Source organism: Pseudomonas sp. NFX1, assembly GCF_051123555.1.
Taxonomy (GTDB): Bacteria; Pseudomonadota; Gammaproteobacteria; order Pseudomonadales; family Pseudomonadaceae; genus Aquipseudomonas; species Aquipseudomonas capeferrum.
Genome location: NZ_CP169366.1, coordinates 4,758,836 through 4,779,068, shown reverse-complemented (window position 1 = coordinate 4,779,068; position 20,233 = coordinate 4,758,836). Strand labels below are relative to the sequence as shown.

Genomic DNA, 20,233 nt, shown 5'->3' with positions numbered 1-20,233 from the left:
TTCAGGCAAGCACAAGAAAGGCGACCCGCAAAGGTCGCCTTTCTTGTGCCCTCAGGTGCCTAGAAGCTGTAGCGGGCAGTCAGTTTCACATTGCGCGGGTCGCCGTAGATGTCGTACGGGCTGTAGGCGCCATTGGCCACACTGCTGTAGTAGGTACGATCGAACAGGTTGTTGACGTTGACCTGCAGGTCCAGTTGCTCGCTGGCCTGGTAGCCTGCCACCAGGCCGACCACGGTGTACGAGCCCTGCTGGTTTTTCCAGGCCGTGGCGCCGGCGCCACCCGAGGTGCGAATGCGGCTCTGCTGGTAGACGTCACCGCCCACACGCCAGCGCTGCAGCTCGCCAGGCAGGGTGTAGATGGTCGACAGCTTGAACAGCTGGCGCGGTTTGGTGCGGTCGAAGTCCTCGCCCTCCCGGGCTTTGTTGGCGTCGCTGACGTATTTCGTCTGGGTGTAGGTGTAGCCGGCGGCCAGCTGCCAGTTGTCGGTCAGGGCGCCCTGGGTTTCAAGGTCGATACCCTTGCTGCGGACCAGGCCGGCAGCCTCGTAGCAGGCGCTGGCGGGGCCGGTGCCGCAGCCTTTGGCGTCAGGCAGCTCCTGGGCACGGTTTTTCTGGTCGATCTGAAACACCGCGATGCTGGCGTTCAGTGCACCACCAAAGTACTCGCCCTTGATGCCCACTTCGTAGTTCTCACCCATCACGGGATCGAGCACTTTGCTGTCCAGGCCTTTGCTGGTCTGCGGCTTGAAGATATCGGTGTAGCTTGCGTAGACCGAGTGATGGGTGTCCAGGTCGTAGACCAGGCCGGCATAGCGGGTCAGGTTGCGCGTGATCTTGTAGTTGTTCTCACTGCTTTTGCTGTCGTCGAACGCGTACCAGTCGACGCGGCCGCCGAGAATCAACGACAGCGGCTCGCTCAAGCGCAACCGGGTGCTGGCATAGACGCTGTCCTGGGTGGTGGTTTCGGGAAGGCCGTTGGGGCCAGTGACGTAATCGGGCTTGGCATGCCCACGAGGGTTCCACTCGAAGGGATTGATGCCAGCGTCGATGTAGGCGCTCCAGGCCTTGCCAGAGCGGTAATCCAACTGGCGCTTGCTGACGCCCAGGGTGACGTCATGCTGTTGACCAAGCAACTGGAAGGGGCCGCTGAGCGCCAGGTCATAGCCGGTTTCCTTCTGTTCCATGGCCTCTGTCCACAGGTAATGGCGATCGTATTCCCAGACCGAAGAGGCCAGTACATCGGTGTCGGTCTTCGACTGCATGGCTGCCAGGCGCAGCGACCAGTCGTTGGCGAAGCCGTGTTCCAGGGTGGCGAAATAGCCGGTAGTGCGATCGTCCGAATACTCCCAGTCATGGCCGAGGAAGGTGTCGCGCGGCAGCCCCAGATGGCCACCGCCACGGGCCATGGGCAACCCGCCCCAAATGTAGTTGGTGTGGTTCTTCTGGCGGTAGGCGCCGAGCGTCAGGGTGGTGCTTTCGCTCAGGTCGGCGTCGACCACGCCGTAGAACAGCTCATGGTCACTCTCCACCGCGTCACGGAAGCTCTTGGCGTCCTGCCGCGAGACCACGGTACGTGCGCGCAGGGTGCCGCTTTCATTGAGCGGGCCGCCGACGTCCAGCGTGCCGGTGTAATCGTCCCAGCTACCGGCACTGCCGGTGAGCGTGGCCTGAAATTGGTGAGTCGGGCGCTTGCGCACCAGGTTGATGGCGCCACCGGGGTTGCCGGCGCCCTGGGCCAGCCCGGTGGCACCGCGCACGATCTCCACCCGGTCATACATAGCCAGGTTGGCTTCCCCGCTGGGCAGGTAGGTCAGGAAGCTGGTAGGAAAACCGTCGTACATGATGCTGTCGACGTTGAAACCGCGGGCGCTGAACGAGGGCCGCCCTGCACCGCCGGAGTTACTGAGAAAAATGCCCGGCGCACTTTTGACCACATCGCTGATGCTGTTCATGGCCTTGTCGTCCATACGCTTGCGCGTGACCACACTGACCGACTGCGGCGTTTCGCGCAGGCTCAAGGGCAGTTTGGTGGCCGTCTGCATGGCCCCGGTGGTATAGGAGCCGCTGTGCTCGGTAGTCGCCGCCAGGCCTTGGCCGGTAATGCTGGTCGCGCCCAACTCCAGGCCCGTGCCAGCCTTTGCCTGCGGCATCAGCAGGTACAGGCCATTACCCTGTGGCGAGGCTTGCAGACCTGTGCCCTGCAGCAATTGCTGCAGGCCGCCCTGTACGCTGGTGGCGGCATTCAGGCCAGGGCTGCGCAAACCTTCCACCAGGCCCGGCTCGATAGGCAGGGTGATGCCTGCCTGGCTGGCGAAGTCAGAGAGGGCACTGCTGAGGTTACCGGCCGGCACCTGATAGGCACGGTTCTGCCGCGCGCCTTGCTCGGCGGCCTGCAGCGATACCGCAGCCAGGCCGCCGCCCGCGATGATCAGACCCAGTGCGGCAGCGTGTACTGCCCGCGCCAGTGGTTGAATGCCCTGCGTCGTCGCCATGTGTTCGCCCCTGCCCTGTAAAAGTAATGTGTTTATGGGAGGGACACGCAGCTTGAGAAAAACACGACACGCATTCTGTTCACGCGTTAGCACGCGCGGTGAGGGTGACCCAGTAGGGCGTGCGGTAGAGCACGCTCACCGGCAGGGTCTGGCTCAGGGCGCGAAGAACCTGATCGGTGTCGCGCAACTGGAAGGCGCCGGAAATCAGCAGCCCGGCCACTGCCGGGTCGCAGCGAAGCAGGCCAGGTCGATAGCGGCCGAGCTCGTTGATGAAGTCATCGAGGCGCATCTTTTCTGCGCGCAGCACGTGGTTCAACCAATCGAGACGATCTTGCGCCAGCGCCATGGGCGGCTGCGCAGCCCGGCTGTTGACGTGCGTCTGCAAGCCGGCCACCAGGAGCATCAGGCCCTCATCACCCGGTGACCGCCGCGGGCGTACCCGGGCAGCGCCCTCCAGGGCGGCAAGGTAAGTGCTGTGCGGGTACTGACGCAGCACAAAGCGGCTGCCGAGCAGGGCAATTTCCGCTTCGGCGGTATCGACGATGAACGGCCGCCCGGCATGCTCATGGGGTACTTCGACGAGCATCTCGCCGGCGATGAGGCGCACGCGTCGAACATGCTCGTCATAGGCGATATCCACGGCGCTGCCGGTGTTCAGGCGAATCTGCCCGCCATCGGGCAACTGCAGGGAGCGCTGCTCCCCGGTGGCCGTGCGCTCGTCCGCCTGCCACTCGCGCCACGGCAGCCCGCGGTATGCTGCGAGGCCTACGGGGGCGGCGGCGATGAGCAACGCCAGGGTCTTGAGAACCTGCCGCCGCTCCAGGCTGCGCGGGCGCTCCAGCGCCGCCCGCCCGGCACTGCCGGCAAGCTGCTGGGCTCGACCGCCAAACCTTTCGGCCAGTTGCCAGGCCCGTTCGTGATCCACGTGCCGCGCCCGCCACTCGGCGCCGGCGGCATGCTCGGCGGCGCCGGCGCTGCTGTTCTGCAAGCGTACAAACCATTGGGCCGCTTCGCGGGCGATGCGACGGTCGATGGGCGTATCACTCATGCTGCGCGCCCTGGCTGGCGAGCACGATGCACTCTTCAAAGGCCCGAGCAAGGTGGCGCTGCACCGAGCGCACGCTGAGATTGAGGCGGTTGGCGATCTCTTCCTGGGTATAACCCTCCAGCTGCGCCATCAGGAACGCCTGGCGGGCTTTGGCGGGCAACAGAGCAAGAACCTGGTCGATTTCGTCGAGGGCTTCGAGCACCAGCGCTTGTTGTTCCAGCGACGGAGCGAGGTCTTCGGGTGTTTGCGCCAGCGCGGCCAGGTAGGCCTGCTCCAGCGAGCGGCGACGGTAGAAGTTGAGGGCCAGGCGATTGGCGATGGTGGCCAGATAGGCGCGCGGTGTCGTGCAGTTCAGCGGCTCGCCCGGCGCTCTGCAGAGCAGCCGCACGAACGTGTCCTGGGCCAGATCCGCCGCATCGGCGGCGCTGCCCAAGCGCTTGCGCAGCCAGCCCTGCAGCCAGCCGTGGTGGTGGCTGTAGAGCTGGTCGATGGCCTGATGCCGAGGGTGGTTTGCCGAAGAAGTGTGCTGCACGAGAGGCTACAGATGTGAATGAGAATTCGTCTCATCATATCAGCATAAACTTGGCCCCGTACACGTGCAGGGTCAGCCTTCGGTATAGCAACGTCATGCGGCCTTACGGCCGCCTGAACACGGCGCTTTGTCAGATGCCGTACTGCGCCCGATAGGCCTCGACTGCCGGCAGGTGCTGCTTGAGCTGCGGGTCGTCCGCCAGGAACTCCAGCACCTGGGTCAGCGAAACGATGCTGACCACCGGGATACCAAAGTCACGCTCCACTTCCTGGATCGCCGAAAGCTCGCCATTGCCGCGCTCTTCGCGGTTCAGGGCGATCAGCACGCCAGCGGCCTTGGCCTGCTGGGCATTGATGATCTGCATGACCTCGCGGATGGCGGTGCCGGCGGTGATCACGTCGTCGATGATCAGCACCTCACCGGCCAAGGGCGCGCCTACCAGGCTGCCGCCTTCGCCGTGATCTTTGGCTTCTTTACGGTTGAAGCACCACGGCACATCGAGCTGATGCTGGTCGGCAAGGGCCACGGCGGTAGTCGCCGCCAGGGGGATACCCTTGTAGGCCGGGCCGAACAGCACATCGAAGGGGATATTGCTGTCGACGATGGCTGCGGCGTAGCAACGCCCCAACTGCGCCAGTGCAGAACCTGTGTTGAACAGGCCGGCATTGAAGAAGTACGGGCTGGTACGCCCCGATTTCAGGGTGAATTCACCGAAGCGCAGAACGCCGCGGTCGATGGCAAAACGAATGAAGTCGCGCTGATACGGCTGCATGGAAAGTCCCGGACACCACGGATTTAGCTAAATGAGTTGAGCTCGGGTATCATACACGCACGAGATTTTTGGGGCCATTTATGCGGATCATCAGTGTGAACGTAAATGGCATTCAGGCTGCGGCCGAGCGTGGATTGCTCAGCTGGCTACAAGCCCAGAATGCCGACGTCATCTGCCTTCAGGATACCCGCGCCTCGGCCTTTGAACTCGACGACCCAGCTTTCCAGCTCGATGGCTATTTCCTTTATGCCTGCGACGCGGAGGTGCCCGCCCAAGGTGGCGTGGCCCTTTACTCGCGCATGCAGCCCAAGGCAGTCATCACCGGCCTGGGCTTCGAGACAGCCGACCGTTACGGGCGTTACCTGCAAGCAGATTTCGACAAAGTCAGTATTGCCAGCCTGCTGCTGCCTTCGGGCATGAACGGCGACGAAGACTTGAACCAGAAGTTCAAGTTGATGGACGACTTCGCCAAGTACCTGGACAAACAGCGGCGCAAGCGGCGCGAGTACATCTATTGCGGCTCGTTCTACGTGGCGCAGCAGAAGCTCGACATCAAGAACTGGCGCGACAGCCAGCAATCGCCTGGCTTCCTGGCGCCGGAGCGTGCCTGGATGGACGCGATCACCGGCGAGATGGGCTACGTGGATGCCCTGCGTGAAGTCAGCCGTGAGGGCGACCAGTACAGCTGGTGGCCGGACAACGAACAGGCCGAGATGCTCAACCTGGGCTACCGGTTCGACTACCAGATCCTCACCCCGGGCCTGCGCCGCTTCGTGCGTAACGCCCGCCTGCCGCGTCAGCCGCGCTTCTCGCAGCATGCGCCGCTGATCGTGGACTATGACTGGACGTTGACCATCTGAGTTGTATTCAGATACGAAAAAGCCGACATCGATGTCGGCTTTTTCGTATCTACAGAAACAGTCAGTCGGCCAGGGCAGCCTGCTGAAGTTCGAAGATCTCGTTCATGCCCTTCTGCGCCACGGCGAGCATGGCATTCAAGTCTTCAGGCTGGAACGGCGCGCCTTCTGCGGTGCCCTGCACTTCGATGAAGCCACCGGCGCTGGTCATGACCACGTTCAGGTCGGTCTCGGCGGCGGAGTCTTCGAGGTAATCCAGGTCGAGCACTGCCGCGCCCTGGTACATGCCTACGGAAACCGCAGCGATCATGTGCTTGAGCGGGTTGCCGGCCTTGAGGCCGCCACGCTTCTTGATCACCGCCAGGGCGTCGCACAGGGCGACCATGGCACCGGTGATCGACGCGGTGCGGGTGCCACCGTCGGCCTGGATCACGTCGCAGTCGATGTACAGGGTGATGTCACCCAGCTTGCTCATGTCCAGTGCGGCGCGCAGCGAGCGGCCGATCAGGCGCTGGATTTCCAGGGTGCGGCCACCCTGCTTGCCACGGCTGGCTTCGCGCTGGTTACGCTCGCCGGTGGAACGCGGCAGCATGCCGTATTCGGCTGTCAGCCAGCCTTGGCCCTGGCCTTTGAGGAAGCGGGGAACACCATTCTCCACGCTGACCGTGCAGATGACCTTGGTGTCACCGAACTCGACCAGTACCGACCCTTCGGCGTGCTTGGTGTAGTTGCGGGTGATGCGGATCGAGCGGAGCTGATCGGCGGCGCGACCACTTGGACGTTTCATCTGGGATACCTGTACTGGGACTTGAATCTGCCGAGCATTATAGAGCTCACGGCCCCGGGAGGACATGCCTATTGTCGCAGCCCTGACGGCTTGTCGCCTTTTCCCATTGTTCATTTCCAGCTCTGTAACATGGCTGGATTGGGCGCCGAGCCCCCACTGCGCTACAATCCTGCGCCTTGCAGCCGAGAGGCTCCCCCCGTTCATTCATCTACGCGAGGTACTCCCCATGGTGCACAGCATGACCGCTTTTGCTCGTGTCGAGCGCGCCGGCAGCCAAGGCACCCTGGTCTGGGAGCTGCGCTCGGTCAACCACCGCTACCTGGAACCGCACCTGCGCCTGGCCGAGGCCCTGCGCGACCTCGAAGGGGCAGTCCGTGAGGGCCTGCGCCAAGGGCTGTCGCGCGGCAAGGTGGAATGCACCTTGCGCCTCAACGAAGACAGCACCGGCAAGCCGCTCAAGGTTGACCGCGAGCGCGCGGCGCAACTGGTCGCCGCTGCCGAAGAGGTCGCAGGCCTGATCAAGCAACCGGCACCGCTGAACCCGCTGGAAGTGCTGTCGTGGCCGGGCGTGCTGGTCGCCGACGCCAGCGACCCCCAGGCCCTTAACGCCGAAGCCATGGCGCTGTTCGACGAAGCGCTGGCCGAGCTCAAGGCCGGGCGCCTGCGTGAAGGCCAGGAGCTGGCCAGGCTGATCAACGAGCGCCTGGACAACATGGCCAGCGAGGTCACCACCCTGCGCGCCCTGGTGCCGCAGATGCTGGCCGCCCAGCGGCAGAAGATCCTCGACCGCTTCGGCGACATGCAGGCCGAACTCGACCCGCAGCGCCTGGAGCAAGAGATGGTGCTGCTGGCGCAGAAGAGCGACGTCGCCGAAGAGCTCGACCGCCTTAGCACCCACGTCACCGAAGTGCGTCGCGTGCTCAAGTCGGGCGGTGCGGCTGGCCGGCGCCTGGACTTCCTGATGCAGGAACTCAACCGCGAGGCCAATACCCTCGGTTCCAAGGCTTTCGACCCGCGCAGCACGCAAGCGGCGGTCAACCTCAAGGTATTGATCGAACAGATGCGTGAACAAGTACAGAACATCGAGTAAGGCCACCCCGACCATGAATCACAGCAGCGGCACCCTCTACATCGTTTCGGCACCCTCGGGTGCCGGCAAGACCAGCCTGGTCACCGCCCTGACCCAGGACGACCAGCAAATCCGCGTCTCGGTCTCGCACACCACCCGCGCCATGCGCCCGGGCGAGCAGCACGGGGTGAACTACCACTTCGTCGTGCACGAAACATTCAAGGCGCTGATCGAGCAAGGTGACTTCCTCGAGCATGCCGAGGTGTTCGGCAACTTCTACGGCACCTCGCGCAGCGCGCTGCAGCACACCCTCGACCAGGGTTACGACCTGATTCTGGAGATCGACTGGCAGGGTGCTCAGCAGGTGCGCAAACTGATGCCCGAGGCACTGTCGGTGTTCATCCTGCCGCCGAGCCAGGAAGCCCTGCGTCAGCGGCTGGATGGCCGTGGCCAGGACAGCGAAGAGATCATCGCCGGGCGCATGAAGGAAGCGGTCAGCGAGATGGAGCATTACGACGAGTACGATTACCTGATCATCAATGATGACTTCGGCGTCGCGCTGGAGGAGTTGAAGGCGGTGTTCGTTGCCAACCGGTTACTGCTGAAGAAGCAGCAACAGCGCAACGGCGCATTGCTGAAGCAGTTGGTCGGCTGAAAACAAATGGGGCCGCTTAGCGGCCCCATTTGCTTATTCCTGCAGTGGCAGGGTGGCCTGCTGACGCAAGGTGGCCCCCAGGAAGTACGCCGGCGCCCGCAGGCGCGACAGCATCATCAGCCCGATGCCGAGCACCGAAATGATCGCGGCAATCACGAACACCAACCCCAGCCCGCCCACATGCGAGCCGCTGCCGAAGTCTGGCGAGGCGCTGTCGATGGCGGTACGCGCGAAGATTACCGACAAGATCACCCCGCCTACCAGCGGGCACAGGCCGCGCATGATGAAATGGCGCAGGCTGTCGAACAGGCTGCCGCGGAAATACCAGACGCAGGCAAACGCGGTCAGCGAATAGTAGAAGCAGATCATCATGCCCAGGGCAGTGATGGTATCCGCCAGCACGTTCTCGCTCAGGGTACGCATGGTCACGTAGAACAGGCCAGCGGCAAGGCCTGCGCAGATGGTGGCGTAGCGCGGCGTTTGCGAACGCGGGCAGACACTGGCGAACTTTTGCGGTACCGCACCGTAGTAACCCATGGCCAACAGGGTGCGCGCCGGCGCCACGAAGGTCGACTGCAGCGACGCTGCGGTGCTGGCCAGCACGGCGATCGACATCAGAATCGCCAGCGGCCCCATGACCGGGCCGGCCAGGTGGGCAAAGACGTTCTCCTGGATGCGCGGGTTGTTCAGGCCCAGGCCCGTTTCGCTGATACCGGCAAACTGCAGTGTGGCGATGGCGGTGAATAGGTACAGGCCGAGGATCAACATCACCGTCCAGGTGGCGGCCTTGCCCGGCACCTCTTCGCTGCCCACCGACTCTTCGCTGACGGTCAGGCACGTGTCCCAGCCCCAGAAGATGAAGATCGACAACGACAGCCCCGCAGCAAAGGCCGAGAACGACTCGACACCGAACGGGTTGAACCAGGCGAAATCGAACGCCAGCGGTGGCGGCGCGGTGGTGCCACCGAAGGCAGCGAAGGCAAAGCCGATCAGCACCAGCAACTGCAGGGCCACCAGGCCATACTGCACCGTCATGGTGGTGGCTATGCCGCGACAACATATCCACACCGCCAGGGCAATGAACACGCAGCAAGTGGCGATATTGATCAGCAGGTTGTCTGCCAAGGCAGCCAGGCCATGGTTGCCCGTGATCTGACCGAGGAACAGATAGAAGAAATCGACCGCCACGCCCGCCAGGTTCGACAGCACGATGGTCGTGGCGACCACCAGCCCCCAGCCACCGATCCAGCCGATCATCGGGCCGAAGGCACGCGCCGACCAGGTGAACGAAGTGCCGCTGTCCGGCTCTGCCGAGTTCAACTCGCGATAGCCGAGGGCGACCAGCAGCATCGGCAGGAAGCCGACGATGAATACCGCTGGCAGGTGGGCGCCCACCTCTCGCACGGTAGGGCCAAGCGCGCCGGTCAGGGTATAGACCGGGGCGATGGTGGAAATGCCCAGCACCACGCTGGCCAGCAAGCCCAGGCGACCTTTGGCCAAGCCCTTGCTGCGCTGGGTGTTGCCCGCGTCGGCCGCCACATCGGGTGGGCGGCCGGCTTCTGTGTAATCGCTCATGAGTATTTGCCGTAAATTTTGGAATTGTTTTCACAGGCCTTGCGCACAAGGCCCGCTTTCACTCATTGAAAGCTTGCAGCGGGGGTGAGTCATCCGAGACTTTCGGGTGACGTCAGCATGCCTTGTGGCGCACACCCTCCCGTGCAGCATGGGCAATACAGGCCTCGCGAAACGCCTGGAAAAGGCGCCGGGAGACCGGGTTTTCGGCGAAACGCCATTCAGGGTGCCACTGCACACCAAGCACGAAGCCCGGCGCATCCGGCATCGACACCGCTTCGATCAGGCCATCCGGGGCCCGTGCCTCGACGCGCAGCCCGGGGGCCAGGCGATCGATGCCCTGGCTGTGCAACGAGTTGACCTCGAATTGCGCAGCCAGGCCCAGGCGCTCGAACAACCCGCCAGGCTCGATGCCGACAGGGTGACGAGGGCCGTATTGCACCTCCAGGGGTGCGTCCTCAGGTTCGCGGTGGTCGAGGTAGCCAGGCAGCGCTTGCACACGCTGGTGCAGGGTGCCGCCAAGGGCCACGTTCAATTCCTGGAAACCACGGCAGATGCAAAACACCGGCACACCGGCGGCAATCGCTGCCTGCAGCAGCGGCAAGGTCAGGCGATCGCGCGCGCGATCATGCCGGGTACCCTCCGCGCTGGGGGCGCCATTGTAATGATGCGGTTCGATATTTGAAGGCGAGCCGGTAAAAAGAATGCCGTCGAGCCGAGCCAGCAACCCAGGGGTATCACTGCCCCCGTCGCGAGCCGGCAGAATCAGCGGCAGCCCGGCAAAGCCGGCCGCCTCGACATACTTGTCGCCCACCGTGTGCGACGAGTTCTTCCCCACCTGCTGGCGGCAGGCGCTGATACCGATCAAAGGGACCGCATTTGCGCTCATGGGCTTACACCGTGTGCAGGTACCAGTTGTACTCGAGGTCGGAGATCGACACTTCAAACTCTGCCAGCTCGCTTTCCTTGCAGGCGACGAAGATATCGATGTAGTCCGGGCTGATGTATTGGTTGAGCACTTCGCTGTCATCCAGCGCACGCAGGGCATCGCGCAGGTTGTTCGGCAGCGTCTGCTCCAGCTGCTCGTACGAATTGCCCTCGATCGGCTCGCCCGGCTCGACCTTGTTGGTCAGGCCGTGGTGAATGCCGGCGAGAATGGCCGCGAGCATCAGGTACGGGTTGGCGTCGGCGCCGGCCACGCGGTGCTCGATGCGCACGTTTTCGCTGCTGTCGGTCGGCACACGAACCGCAACCGTGCGGTTGTCCAGGCCCCAGCTTGGCGCATTGGGGACGTAGAACTGCGCGCCGAAGCGGCGGTAGGAGTTGACGTTCGGGCAGAGGAAGGCCATCGACGCCGGCATGGTCTCCAGCACGCCACCGATGGCGTGGCGCAGCTCGTCGCTTTGCAGCGGGTCGCTGTTGGCGAAGATGTTCTTGCCGGTTTTCTTGTCCAGCAGCGAGATATGCACGTGCAGGCCGTTGCCCGCCTGCCCCGGGTAGGGCTTGGCCATGAAGGTGGTGTCCATTTCATGGTCGTAGGCAACGTTCTTGATCAGGCGCTTGAGCAGGATCGCGTAGTCGCAGGCCTTCAGCGGGTCGGCAACGTGGTGCAGGTTGACCTCGAACTGCGCCGGGGCGCTTTCCTTGACGATGGCGTCGGCAGGCAGGTCCTGCTCCTTGGCCGCTTCGAGCATGTCCTGCAGGCAGTCGGCATATTCGTCGAGGTCGTCGATCAGGTACACCTGGGTCGACTGCGGGCGCTTGCCGGAAATCGGCGAGCGCGGCGGCTGTGGGCGGCCGTTGAGGTTGTCCTGGTCGATCAGGTAGAACTCGAGTTCGAATGCGGCACAGATATCCAGGCCCAGGTCATCGAACTTGCTCACCACCTGGCGCAGCACTTCGCGCGGGTCGGCGAAGAACGGCTGGCCTTCGATTTCGTGCATGGTCATCAGCAGCTGCGCGGTGGGGCGTTTCTGCCACGGCTCGTTGCACAGCGAGCCGGGGATGGGGTAACAGATGCGGTCGGCATCGCCGATATCCAGGCCCAGGCCCGTGCTTTCAACGGTCGAACCGTTGATGTCGAGGGCAAACAGGGACGCCGGCAGGTTGATGCCTTTCTCGTACACCTTGTGCAGGCTGGCCCGCTCGATGCGCTTGCCACGTACCACGCCGTTCATGTCGGAGATCAGCAGATCGACGTACTGAGTGTCCGGATGGGCCTGGAGGAAGTCTTTCATCTCGCTGGAAGAACTGGCGCACGGAGTGACCGACGTCATGGTGTACATCCTTTGATTTGCTGCGGCGATGTGGGGATACGGCTGGCGCCTCACGGGCGACGATGGTTGCAGCTGTTGTTTTTTTCACTTTCCCATCGTGGGGATTGGTTGCCCGACCGGGCGCATTGATTCCCAGGGGCGGTTCCACTATAAAATGGCCTCAACGCAACAGACATTGGCATTTCGGCAAGCAGAGCGTGCACCAATGCAATATCAGATTACCCATGCCGACCTCTCCCTGGTCCTGGCCCTGGAACGTGGCCGCTCCTTGGCAAAGGCTGCCGAACTGCTCAAAGTCGATGTTTCGACGGTGTTCCGTTCGATCCGCCGGCTGGAGTCGGCACTGGGCACGGCACTGTTCGTAAAGAGCCGTAAAGGCTACCTGCCGACCGACACGGCGCAGGCCTTGGCGGAGCAGGCCGAGCGCGCCGAGCAGGCGCTGGAGGCCGCACGCATCGCCATGACCAGTGGCGAGCAGGTAGTCAGCGGTACCGTTCGTCTGACGTGCACCGAGGCAGTGATGCACAGCCTGCTGTTGCCGGCATTGGCCGAATTCATGCCCAACTACCCGGCCTTGTCGCTGGAAATGGGCACTTCCAATACCTTCGCCAACCTCAGCCGGCGCGATGCCGACATTGCCCTGCGCCTGACCAACACGCCACCGGAGCATCTGGTCGGCCGGTGCCTGGGTTCGACTTCCTATGTGATCTGCGGCCACCCGCAGTGGCGCGAGCGCCTGAACGAGGCGGCCAACAGCGTGCCGTGGATCGCACCGGACGATTCGATGCAGGACCACCCCACCGTGGTCTGGCGCAACCAGCAATACCCCGGCCTGAGCCCGCGTTACCAGTGCAGCGGCATGTCGACCATCGCGCAGCTGGTCAGCACCGGGTTGGGCGTGGCGGCGTTGCCCGATTACATGGTGCACGCCTTGCCAGGCGTCGATGCGCTGAGCGGGCCGCTGGCCGGTTGCGACACCCAGCTGTGGCTGCTGACCCGGCCCGATTGCCGGGCATTGCGCTCGGTGCAGACGCTGTTCGAAGAACTGACCCCACGGTTGCGCGGCGCGATGTTGTGAGATACAAGATCAGGGTGTCTGTTCCCGCCCTTTCGCGGGCAAAGCCGTTACCACAGGGAGCGCTATGATCCGCACCCGGCAAAACATCGCTTCCCTATTGGCTGGTGATTTTTTAAACTATTGAGTCCGCCTGCCCAAATTGGGCTGCACGCCTACCGCATTTGCTACTGAGGAAGACCATGGCCCGCGTAACTGTTGAAGACTGCCTGGAACACGTGGATAACCGTTTTGAGCTGGTCATGCTCTCGACCAAGCGCGCCCGTCAGCTGGCGACCGGCGGCAAAGAGCCACGCGTAGCGTGGGAAAACGACAAGCCGACCGTAGTTGCCCTGCGTGAAATTGCCGAAGGCATCGTCACCAACGAGTTCATCGCCGCTGAAGAGATCGTCACCGAGGATCCGGTCTTCGCCGCGTTCGAGGACGAGTCCAACGAGGCTGTCTGATTGATGCCAGGTCGACGTCGCGCGGCACAAGGCCCTCTTCCTCTGCAAGAGGTGAACCCATGCCGGGTATAGAAGCCTTAGCCGAACGGCTGTCGACCTACCTGGGCCCCGAACAGGTCAACCTGGTTCGTCGCGCCTATTTCTACGCCGAACAGGCCCACGATGGGCAGCGCCGCCGCAGCGGCGAGCCCTATGTGACCCACCCGCTGGCCGTGGCCAGCATCCTCGCCGACATGCACATGGACCATCAGAGCCTGATGGCGGCCATGCTGCACGATGTGATCGAAGACACCGGCATCGCCAAGGAAGCCCTCAGCCAGCAGTTTGGCGAGACGGTCGCCGAGCTGGTCGATGGGGTCAGCAAGCTGACCCAGATGAACTTCGAGACCAAGGCCGAGGCGCAGGCCGAGAACTTCCAGAAGATGGCCATGGCCATGGCCCGCGATATCCGCGTGATCCTGGTCAAGCTGGCCGACCGCCTGCACAACATGCGCACGCTGGAAGTGCTGTCTGGCGAAAAACGCCGACGCATCGCCAAGGAAACCCTCGAAATCTACGCGCCCATCGCCAACCGGCTCGGCATGCACACCGTGCGCGTCGAATTCGAAGACCTCGGTTTCAAGGCCATGCACCCGATGCGCTCGTCGCTGATCCATCGGGCGGTCAAGAGCGCCCGCGGCAACCGCAAAGAGATCGTCGCCAAGATCGAACAGTCGCTGGCCAACTGCCTGGCCGCCGACGGTATCGAGGGCGAGGTCAGCGGCCGGCAAAAACACCTCTATGGCATCTACAAGAAGATGCGCGGCAAGCGCCGCGCCTTCAACGAGATCATGGACGTGTACGCCTTCCGCATCATCGTCGACAAGGTCGACACCTGCTACCGCGTGCTCGGCGCCGTGCACAACCTGTACAAACCGCTGCCCGGTCGCTTCAAGGACTACATCGCGATCCCCAAGGCCAACGGCTATCAGTCGTTGCACACCACGCTGTTCGGCATGCATGGCGTGCCCATCGAAATCCAGATCCGCACCCGCGAAATGGAAGAGATGGCCAACAATGGCATCGCCGCGCACTGGCTGTACAAGTCCAACGACGACGAACAGCCCAAAGGCAGCCACGCCCGTGCCCGTCAGTGGGTCAAGGGTATTCTCGAGCTGCAGCAGCGTGCGGGCAACTCGCTGGAATTCATCGAGAGCGTGAAGATCGACCTGTTCCCGGACGAGGTCTACGTGTTCACGCCAAAAGGCCGCATCATGGAGCTGCCCAAAGGCTCCACGGCCGTCGACTTTGCCTACGCGGTACACACCGACGTTGGCAACAGCTGCATCGCCTGCCGCATCAACCGCCGCCTGGCGCCACTGTCGGAGCCCCTGCAGAGCGGCTCGACGGTAGAGATCGTCAGCGCGCCGGGCGCCCGGCCGAACCCGGCCTGGCTCAACTTCGTGGTCACCGGCAAGGCGCGCACGCACATCCGCCACGCGCTCAAGCAACAGCGCCGCTCCGAGTCCATCAGCCTCGGCGAGCGCTTGCTGAACAAGGTACTGACCGGCTTCGACAGCAGCCTCGAAAAGATCCCCCAGGAGCGCATTCAGGCGATTCTCGCCGAATACCGCCTGGAGCTGATCGAAGACCTGCTCGAAGACATCGGCCTGGGCAACCGCATGGCCTATGTGGTCGCCCGCCGCCTGCTGTCGGCCGAAGGCGAGCAACTGCCGGCGCCGGAAGGCCCGCTGGCGATTCGCGGCACCGAAGGCCTGGTACTCAGCTACGCCAAGTGCTGCACGCCGATCCCTGGTGACCCGATTGTCGGCCACCTGTCGGCGGGCAAAGGCATGGTCGTGCACCTGGAAAATTGCCGCAACATCAGTGAAATTCGCCACAACCCAGAGAAGTGCGTGCAGCTTTCCTGGGCCAAGGACATCGCTGGCGAATTCAACGTCGAGCTGCGCGTCGAGCTGGAGCACCAACGCGGCTTGATCGCGCTGCTGGCCAGCAGCGTCAATGCCGCCGACGGCAATATCGAGAAGATCAGCATGGACGAACGCGACGGCCGTATCAGCGTGGTCCAACTGGTGGTCAGCGTGCACGACCGCGTGCACCTGGCGCGTGTGATCAAGAAGCTGCGTACCTTGACCGGTGTGGTCCGCATCACCCGCATGCGTACGTAGTCCGCCAACCGCAAGGAGTCATCATGAGCAAGTCCGTCATTACCAGCGACAAAGCCCCCGCCGCTATCGGTACCTACTCGCAAGCGATCAAGGCCGGCAACACCGTCTACATGTCGGGCCAGATCCCGCTGGACCCAAAAACCATGGAACTGGTCGAAGGCTTCGAAGCTCAGACCGTTCAGGTCTTCGAGAACCTCAAGGCCGTGGCTGAAGCCGCTGGCGGTTCGTTCAAGGACATCGTCAAGCTGAACATCTTCCTCACCGACCTGAGCCACTTCGCCAAGGTCAACGAGGTGATGGGCCGCTACTTCGAACAACCTTACCCAGCCCGCGCCGCGATTGGCGTTGCCGCGCTGCCGAAAGGCTCGCAGGTCGAAATGGACGCGATCCTGGTCATCGAGTGATGCCCCCGGTGACGGGCGCTCTGCCCGTCACGCTCTCTCCCCCAAGGTTACCTACCATGCGTCAAGCACTGCCCCTCGCGCTGGCAGCCCTGCTTTTGAGCGGTTGCGCCAGTCATAAACCCGAAGACTTCAACGGCACCTGGATCAACCAGGACGCCATCAAAGCCGCCGTCAAGGGTGGCAGCCTGCGTCAGGCCCTGAATGAGCATGGCCCGGTGTTCGAGTGGAAACTCGATATAGCCGACCAGCAGGCCAGCTTCAGCAATGGTTTCGAGGCCGCCGATGGCCAACTGAGCGCCACTGAAAAGCAGTGGCAGGCCAGCTTCCAGGGCGGGCAGACCGAGCAGCTTGAGCTGGACGGTGACGAGCTGAAAACCACCGACCAGTCCGGTGCCAAGCAGACCTTCGTGCGCGCCAAGCAGCCGGGCAATGCGCCCCTGGGTGGCAGCTTCGAGAAGGCGCTGTATCAGGCTTACCTGGGCGGCGACTGGAAGATCGTCGAAGGCCAGGGTCAAGGTAGCGTGGTGCGTTTCGCCGATAACGGCGGCGTGACCGGCCTGCCCGGCCCGGACCGTTTTGCCCTGTGCCTGGCGGGCGATTGCGCGACCATGGGCGGCAGCAACGACAGCCTGTGGCTGGAGCGCAAGCAACGTGGTGCGCCGTTCATTCTCAAGCGTGATGGCGACAAGCTGGAGATTTTCCAGGCGGTGAACCGTGCACAGCCGGACGAGATGCCTGCATTGGCAGCCGGTTCTCGTCAGTGGGTGCTTGAGAAGAACTGAAGCCATTCGCGGCCTTGCCGGCCCCGGACCGGCCGGAAAGGGCCGCTAAGCGGCCCCAGCCCGTCAGCCTTTCCCTTGCAGAATGGCCGCGTACCCTTCCTTGTAGCTCGGATACGCCGGCACCCAGCCCAATGCCCGCACGCGGGCATTGCTGCAGCGCTTGCTGCCGGTACGGCGCACCCGCTGCTCATCCGACCACTCGGTAACCCCCATGTACCCGCGCAACCAGGCCACCACATCGGCCAGCGGCGCCGGGTCGTCATCGACACCTATATAGCAATCGTCCAGCGCCACGCCGTCGGCATCCGCCTGCAGCAGGAAGGCCAGCAGGCTCGCTGCATCCTCGGCATGGATGCGGTTGCCATACAGCGGCGGCTGCTCGGCCACCCGATACCCCTGGCGTACCTGGCTCAGCAGCCACTCACGGCCCGGCCCGTAGATGCCGGTCAAACGCACCACGCTTGCCGGGATACCACTGGCCAACGCCAGGCGCTCGGCTTCAAGCATTACGCGCCCGGAATACCCTTCAGGTTCAGTGGCCGCCGTCTCATCGATCCACTCACCCTCTTGTTGCGCAAACACGCTGCTGCTGGACACGAACAACAGGCGTCGTGGGTGCTGCCCACGCGCTGCCAGCCAAGCCAGAACATGGCGCAGGCCGTCAACATAGGCGGCCTGATACCCCACCTCATCGTGCTGGCTGGCCGCCACGCAATACACCAGATAATCCGACGCACGCTGCGGCCACGCTGCGGGGATGGCCGCATCGGACAGGTCGGCAGCCACCGGCACAACGCCCTCGGGCAGTTGCGCGATCGAACGGCGCAAGCCGCTCACCAGCCAGCCACGGGCAAGCAATTGCCGGGCAAGCCGGCCACCTACATCACCACAACCTACGACCATTACGGACAGGTCCAACATCTCAAAACTCCCTAGACCAGTGGATCAAACCAGCCACGCTACACGATGGGCGGCTAGACGATAGGCGAAAAAAGCAACGAGATTACTTTTGTTAACAAGAATTACTTGCAATAATGGCGCCCCTATCTGTTCTCGGCCGCTCTCGAGGCCTTGGAGAACGTTCACTCTTTTTCTTCATCAGGTCCGGCTAGCATGACACGTACTCAACCCTCCGCTTCGCCAACCCCGTCGCGCGCCTGGCGTGCCATCGCCGCGCTGATGTTCAGCCTGGTGCTGGCCCCAGTGGCCATGGCCGATGAGCCAACCGCCAACGCCAGCACACCTGCTGCTGCCGCTGCCGCCCCCGCTACTCCCGCCGCCGCCCCAGCCCCGGCCGCTGATGGCTCGGCGCCCGTTGCCGACGCGCCTGCCGCGACCCCGGTCGATGCACCGGTCGCTGTAGACCCGGGCGTCGAAGCACTGGTCGAGGATACTACCCTGGGCATGGCCCACGACCTGTCGCCATGGGGCATGTACAAGAACGCCGACATCGTGGTGAAGATCGTCATGATCGGCCTGGCCATCGCCTCGATCATCACCTGGACCATCTGGATCGCCAAAGGCTTCGAGCTGATGGGCGCCAAGCGTCGTCTGCGCGGCGAGATCGCCCAGTTGAAGAAGTCCGCCAGCCTCAAGGAAGCCAGCGAGGTCTCCAACAAGGAAGGCACCCTGGCCCACACCCTGGTCCACGATGCCCTCGAAGAAATGCGCCTGTCGGCCAACGCGCGTGAAAAAGAAGGCATCAAGGAACGCGTCGCCTTCCGCCTGGAGCGCCTGGTCGCTGCCAGCGGCCGCAACATGAGCAGCGGCACCGGCGTACTGGCCACCATCGGTTCCACCGCACCCTTCGTCGGTCTGTTCGGCACCGTATGGGGCATCATGAACAGCTTCATCGGCATCGCCAAGACCCAGACCACCAACCTGGCAGTCGTTGCCCCCGGCATCGCCGAAGCCCTGCTGGCAACAGCCCTGGGCCTGGTTGCGGCAATCCCGGCCGTGGTCATCTACAACGTCTTCGCCCGCTCCATTGCCGGCTACAAGGCTCAGGTGTCCGACGCTTCTGCCCAGGTGCTGCTGCTGGTCAGCCGTGACCTGGACCACCAAGGCAGCGAGCGCGCCGCCCCGCACATGGTGAAAGTGGGGTAAGCCATGGGCCTGCATCTCAACGAAGGTGGCGACGACCTCGCCGAAAACCACGAAATCAACGTTACGCCGTTCATCGACGTCATGTTGGTACTGCTGATCATCTTCATGGTGGCGGCGCCCTTGGCAACGGTCGACATCAAGGTCGACCTGCCAGCCTCGACCGCCAAGCCGGCGCCGAGGCCCGAGAAACCCGTGTTCGTCAGCGTCAAGGCCGACCAGAAGCTGTATGTCGGAGACGACCAGGTACCTGCACCCGCGCAACTTGGCGCGATGCTCGACGCCAAGACCAAGGGCGACAAGGAAACCACCATCTTCTTCCAGGCCGACAAGGGCGTGGATTACGGTGACCTGATGGAAGTGATGAACAACATGCGCGCGGCCGGCTACCTCAAAGTCGGTCTGGTAGGTCTCGAGACGGCAGCCAAGAAATGACGAAGACGCGGCACAATCTGGCGCGTTACAGCGGCAGCCTGGCACTTGTGCTGGGTGTCCATGCCGTCGCTGTGCTGCTCACGCTCAACTGGTCGGTGCCTCAGGCCATCGAGCTGCCGCCGGCAGCCATGATGGTCGAGCTGGCACCGTTGCCGGAGCCTGCGCCACCACCTCCTCCCAAAGCCGCCCCACAGCCGCCGGCACCGGTCGAAGAACTGCCGTTGCCCAAGCTGGTGGAAGCGCCTAAACCCAAGATCGCCATCGCCAAGCCGCCCAAGCCGAAGGCCAAGCCACAGCCGCCCAAGCCTGAGAAAAAGCCTGAGCCGCCGAAGGAAGCGCCTCCGACCGAGGAGGTGGTTGATGCACCGCCAAGCAATACGCCGCCCCAGAAGTCCGCAGCACCGGCACCGAGCATCGCGTCCAACAGCAACGCCCTGCCTACCTGGCAGAGCGACCTGCTGCGCCACCTGGCCAAGTACAAGCGCTATCCGGAAGACGCGCGTCGTCGCGGCCTGCAGGGCATCAACCGCCTGCGTTTCGTGGTCGATGCCGAAGGCAAGGTAGTGTCGTACGCCATGGCGGGTGGTTCGGGGAGTGCAGCACTGGACCGCGCAACGCTGGAAATGATCCGTCGCGCCGGCACGGTACCCAAGCCGCCACCGGAGTTGCTGAACAACGGCACGATCGAAGTCGTGGCGCCGTTCGTCTACTCGCTGGACCGCCGCTGAGACTTTTGTTTCTGTCACAAATCGGCAAGTCT

20 protein-coding genes are annotated in these 20,233 nt (G+C 63.5%); 11 read left to right on the top strand and 9 right to left on the bottom strand.

The genetic code is table 11. From position 1 onward, the window contains the following. Positions 1 to 59: 59 nt before the first annotated feature. The 4 genes from DJ563_RS21525 to pyrE form a co-directional block, all read right to left on the bottom strand. Positions 60 to 2,492, bottom strand: coding sequence for a TonB-dependent siderophore receptor (locus DJ563_RS21525; RefSeq protein ID WP_434518308.1), 2,433 nt, complete (start codon positions 2,490 to 2,492; stop codon positions 60 to 62). Positions 2,493 to 2,571: 79 nt separating this feature from the next. Continuing rightward, positions 2,572 to 3,540, bottom strand: a complete 969-nt coding sequence (locus tag DJ563_RS21520) for a FecR domain-containing protein (RefSeq protein WP_434518307.1) — start codon at positions 3,538 to 3,540, stop codon at positions 2,572 to 2,574. After that, positions 3,533 to 4,072 (bottom strand): sigma-70 family RNA polymerase sigma factor, encoded by a 540-nt coding sequence (locus tag DJ563_RS21515; protein ID WP_052040640.1) that lies wholly within the window; start codon positions 4,070 to 4,072, stop codon positions 3,533 to 3,535. Before DJ563_RS21515 ends, DJ563_RS21520 begins: the two co-directional genes overlap by 8 nt. Before the next feature lie 130 nt (positions 4,073 to 4,202). Continuing rightward, positions 4,203 to 4,844, bottom strand: coding sequence for an orotate phosphoribosyltransferase (pyrE, locus tag DJ563_RS21510; protein WP_274099842.1), 642 nt, complete (start codon positions 4,842 to 4,844; stop codon positions 4,203 to 4,205). 80 nt (positions 4,845 to 4,924) lie between these two features. On the opposite strand from pyrE, the gene DJ563_RS21505 reads away from it, so the two are divergent. After that, complete coding sequence (locus DJ563_RS21505) at positions 4,925 to 5,704, top strand: exodeoxyribonuclease III (protein ID WP_003253401.1); 780 nt, start codon at positions 4,925 to 4,927, stop codon at positions 5,702 to 5,704. Between the two features lie 61 nt (positions 5,705 to 5,765). On the opposite strand, the gene rph is transcribed toward DJ563_RS21505, so the two are convergent. Then, the gene (rph, locus tag DJ563_RS21500; protein ID WP_033702311.1) at positions 5,766 to 6,488 is read right to left on the bottom strand and encodes a ribonuclease PH; all 723 of its coding nucleotides are present in this window, start codon (positions 6,486 to 6,488) and stop codon (positions 5,766 to 5,768) included. A 226-nt stretch (positions 6,489 to 6,714) separates the two neighbouring features. On the opposite strand from rph, the gene DJ563_RS21495 reads away from it, so the two are divergent. Together DJ563_RS21495 and gmk are read left to right on the top strand one after the other, a co-directional pair. After that, positions 6,715 to 7,578: a YicC/YloC family endoribonuclease gene (locus DJ563_RS21495; RefSeq protein ID WP_033702312.1), complete on the top strand. Its 864-nt coding sequence runs from the start codon at positions 6,715 to 6,717 to the stop codon at positions 7,576 to 7,578. Between the two features lie 13 nt (positions 7,579 to 7,591). Beyond that, complete coding sequence (gmk, locus tag DJ563_RS21490) at positions 7,592 to 8,212, top strand: guanylate kinase (protein ID WP_274099841.1); 621 nt, start codon at positions 7,592 to 7,594, stop codon at positions 8,210 to 8,212. A gap of 33 nt (positions 8,213 to 8,245) precedes the next feature. Here gmk and DJ563_RS21485 read toward each other — a convergent pair whose 3' ends face one another. From DJ563_RS21485 to DJ563_RS21475, 3 genes are all read right to left on the bottom strand, one after another. Beyond that, on the bottom strand, positions 8,246 to 9,787 hold the full coding sequence (locus DJ563_RS21485; RefSeq protein WP_274099840.1) for an APC family permease: 1,542 nt from the start codon (positions 9,785 to 9,787) through the stop codon (positions 8,246 to 8,248). 112 nt (positions 9,788 to 9,899) lie between these two features. Then, positions 9,900 to 10,673, bottom strand: coding sequence for a gamma-glutamyl-gamma-aminobutyrate hydrolase family protein (locus tag DJ563_RS21480; RefSeq protein ID WP_274099839.1), 774 nt, complete (start codon positions 10,671 to 10,673; stop codon positions 9,900 to 9,902). Positions 10,674 to 10,677: 4 nt separating this feature from the next. After that, complete coding sequence (locus DJ563_RS21475; RefSeq protein WP_434519739.1) at positions 10,678 to 12,021, bottom strand: glutamine synthetase family protein; 1,344 nt, start codon at positions 12,019 to 12,021, stop codon at positions 10,678 to 10,680. 244 nt (positions 12,022 to 12,265) lie between these two features. Between DJ563_RS21475 and DJ563_RS21470 the strand changes: the two genes are divergently transcribed. The 5 genes from DJ563_RS21470 to DJ563_RS21450 all read left to right on the top strand — a co-directional run bounded on the left by DJ563_RS21470 (position 12,266) and on the right by DJ563_RS21450 (position 16,935). Continuing rightward, a complete protein-coding gene (locus DJ563_RS21470; RefSeq protein ID WP_274097469.1) occupies positions 12,266 to 13,138 on the top strand; it encodes a LysR family transcriptional regulator in 873 nt (290 codons plus the stop codon). Positions 13,139 to 13,317: 179 nt separating this feature from the next. Next, a complete protein-coding gene (rpoZ, locus tag DJ563_RS21465; RefSeq protein ID WP_012312123.1) occupies positions 13,318 to 13,581 on the top strand; it encodes a DNA-directed RNA polymerase subunit omega in 264 nt (87 codons plus the stop codon). Positions 13,582 to 13,640: 59 nt separating this feature from the next. Further along, a complete protein-coding gene (gene spoT / locus DJ563_RS21460; RefSeq protein ID WP_033702320.1) occupies positions 13,641 to 15,749 on the top strand; it encodes a bifunctional GTP diphosphokinase/guanosine-3',5'-bis pyrophosphate 3'-pyrophosphohydrolase in 2,109 nt (702 codons plus the stop codon). 23 nt (positions 15,750 to 15,772) lie between these two features. After that, positions 15,773 to 16,153 (top strand): RidA family protein, encoded by a 381-nt coding sequence (locus DJ563_RS21455; RefSeq protein WP_033702322.1) that lies wholly within the window; start codon positions 15,773 to 15,775, stop codon positions 16,151 to 16,153. Positions 16,154 to 16,209: 56 nt separating this feature from the next. Further along, a complete protein-coding gene (locus DJ563_RS21450; RefSeq protein ID WP_033702323.1) occupies positions 16,210 to 16,935 on the top strand; it encodes a hypothetical protein in 726 nt (241 codons plus the stop codon). 63 nt (positions 16,936 to 16,998) lie between these two features. Here DJ563_RS21450 and DJ563_RS21445 read toward each other — a convergent pair whose 3' ends face one another. Then, complete coding sequence (locus DJ563_RS21445; RefSeq protein ID WP_434518306.1) at positions 16,999 to 17,856, bottom strand: SDR family oxidoreductase; 858 nt, start codon at positions 17,854 to 17,856, stop codon at positions 16,999 to 17,001. Positions 17,857 to 18,048: 192 nt separating this feature from the next. Here DJ563_RS21445 and exbB point away from each other — a divergent pair, with 192 nt between their 5' ends. Genes exbB through DJ563_RS21430 form a run of 3 tightly spaced genes read left to right on the top strand, consistent with a single transcriptional unit; the run spans position 18,049 to position 20,201 of the window. Further along, the gene (exbB, locus tag DJ563_RS21440) at positions 18,049 to 19,041 is read left to right on the top strand and encodes a tonB-system energizer ExbB (protein WP_274097471.1); all 993 of its coding nucleotides are present in this window, start codon (positions 18,049 to 18,051) and stop codon (positions 19,039 to 19,041) included. Between the two features lie 3 nt (positions 19,042 to 19,044). Further along, complete coding sequence (exbD, locus tag DJ563_RS21435; RefSeq protein ID WP_033702331.1) at positions 19,045 to 19,473, top strand: TonB system transport protein ExbD; 429 nt, start codon at positions 19,045 to 19,047, stop codon at positions 19,471 to 19,473. After that, positions 19,470 to 20,201, top strand: coding sequence for an energy transducer TonB (locus tag DJ563_RS21430; protein ID WP_033702333.1), 732 nt, complete (start codon positions 19,470 to 19,472; stop codon positions 20,199 to 20,201). The genes exbD and DJ563_RS21430 overlap by 4 nt, the downstream gene beginning before the upstream one ends. Positions 20,202 to 20,233 lie beyond the last annotated feature (32 nt).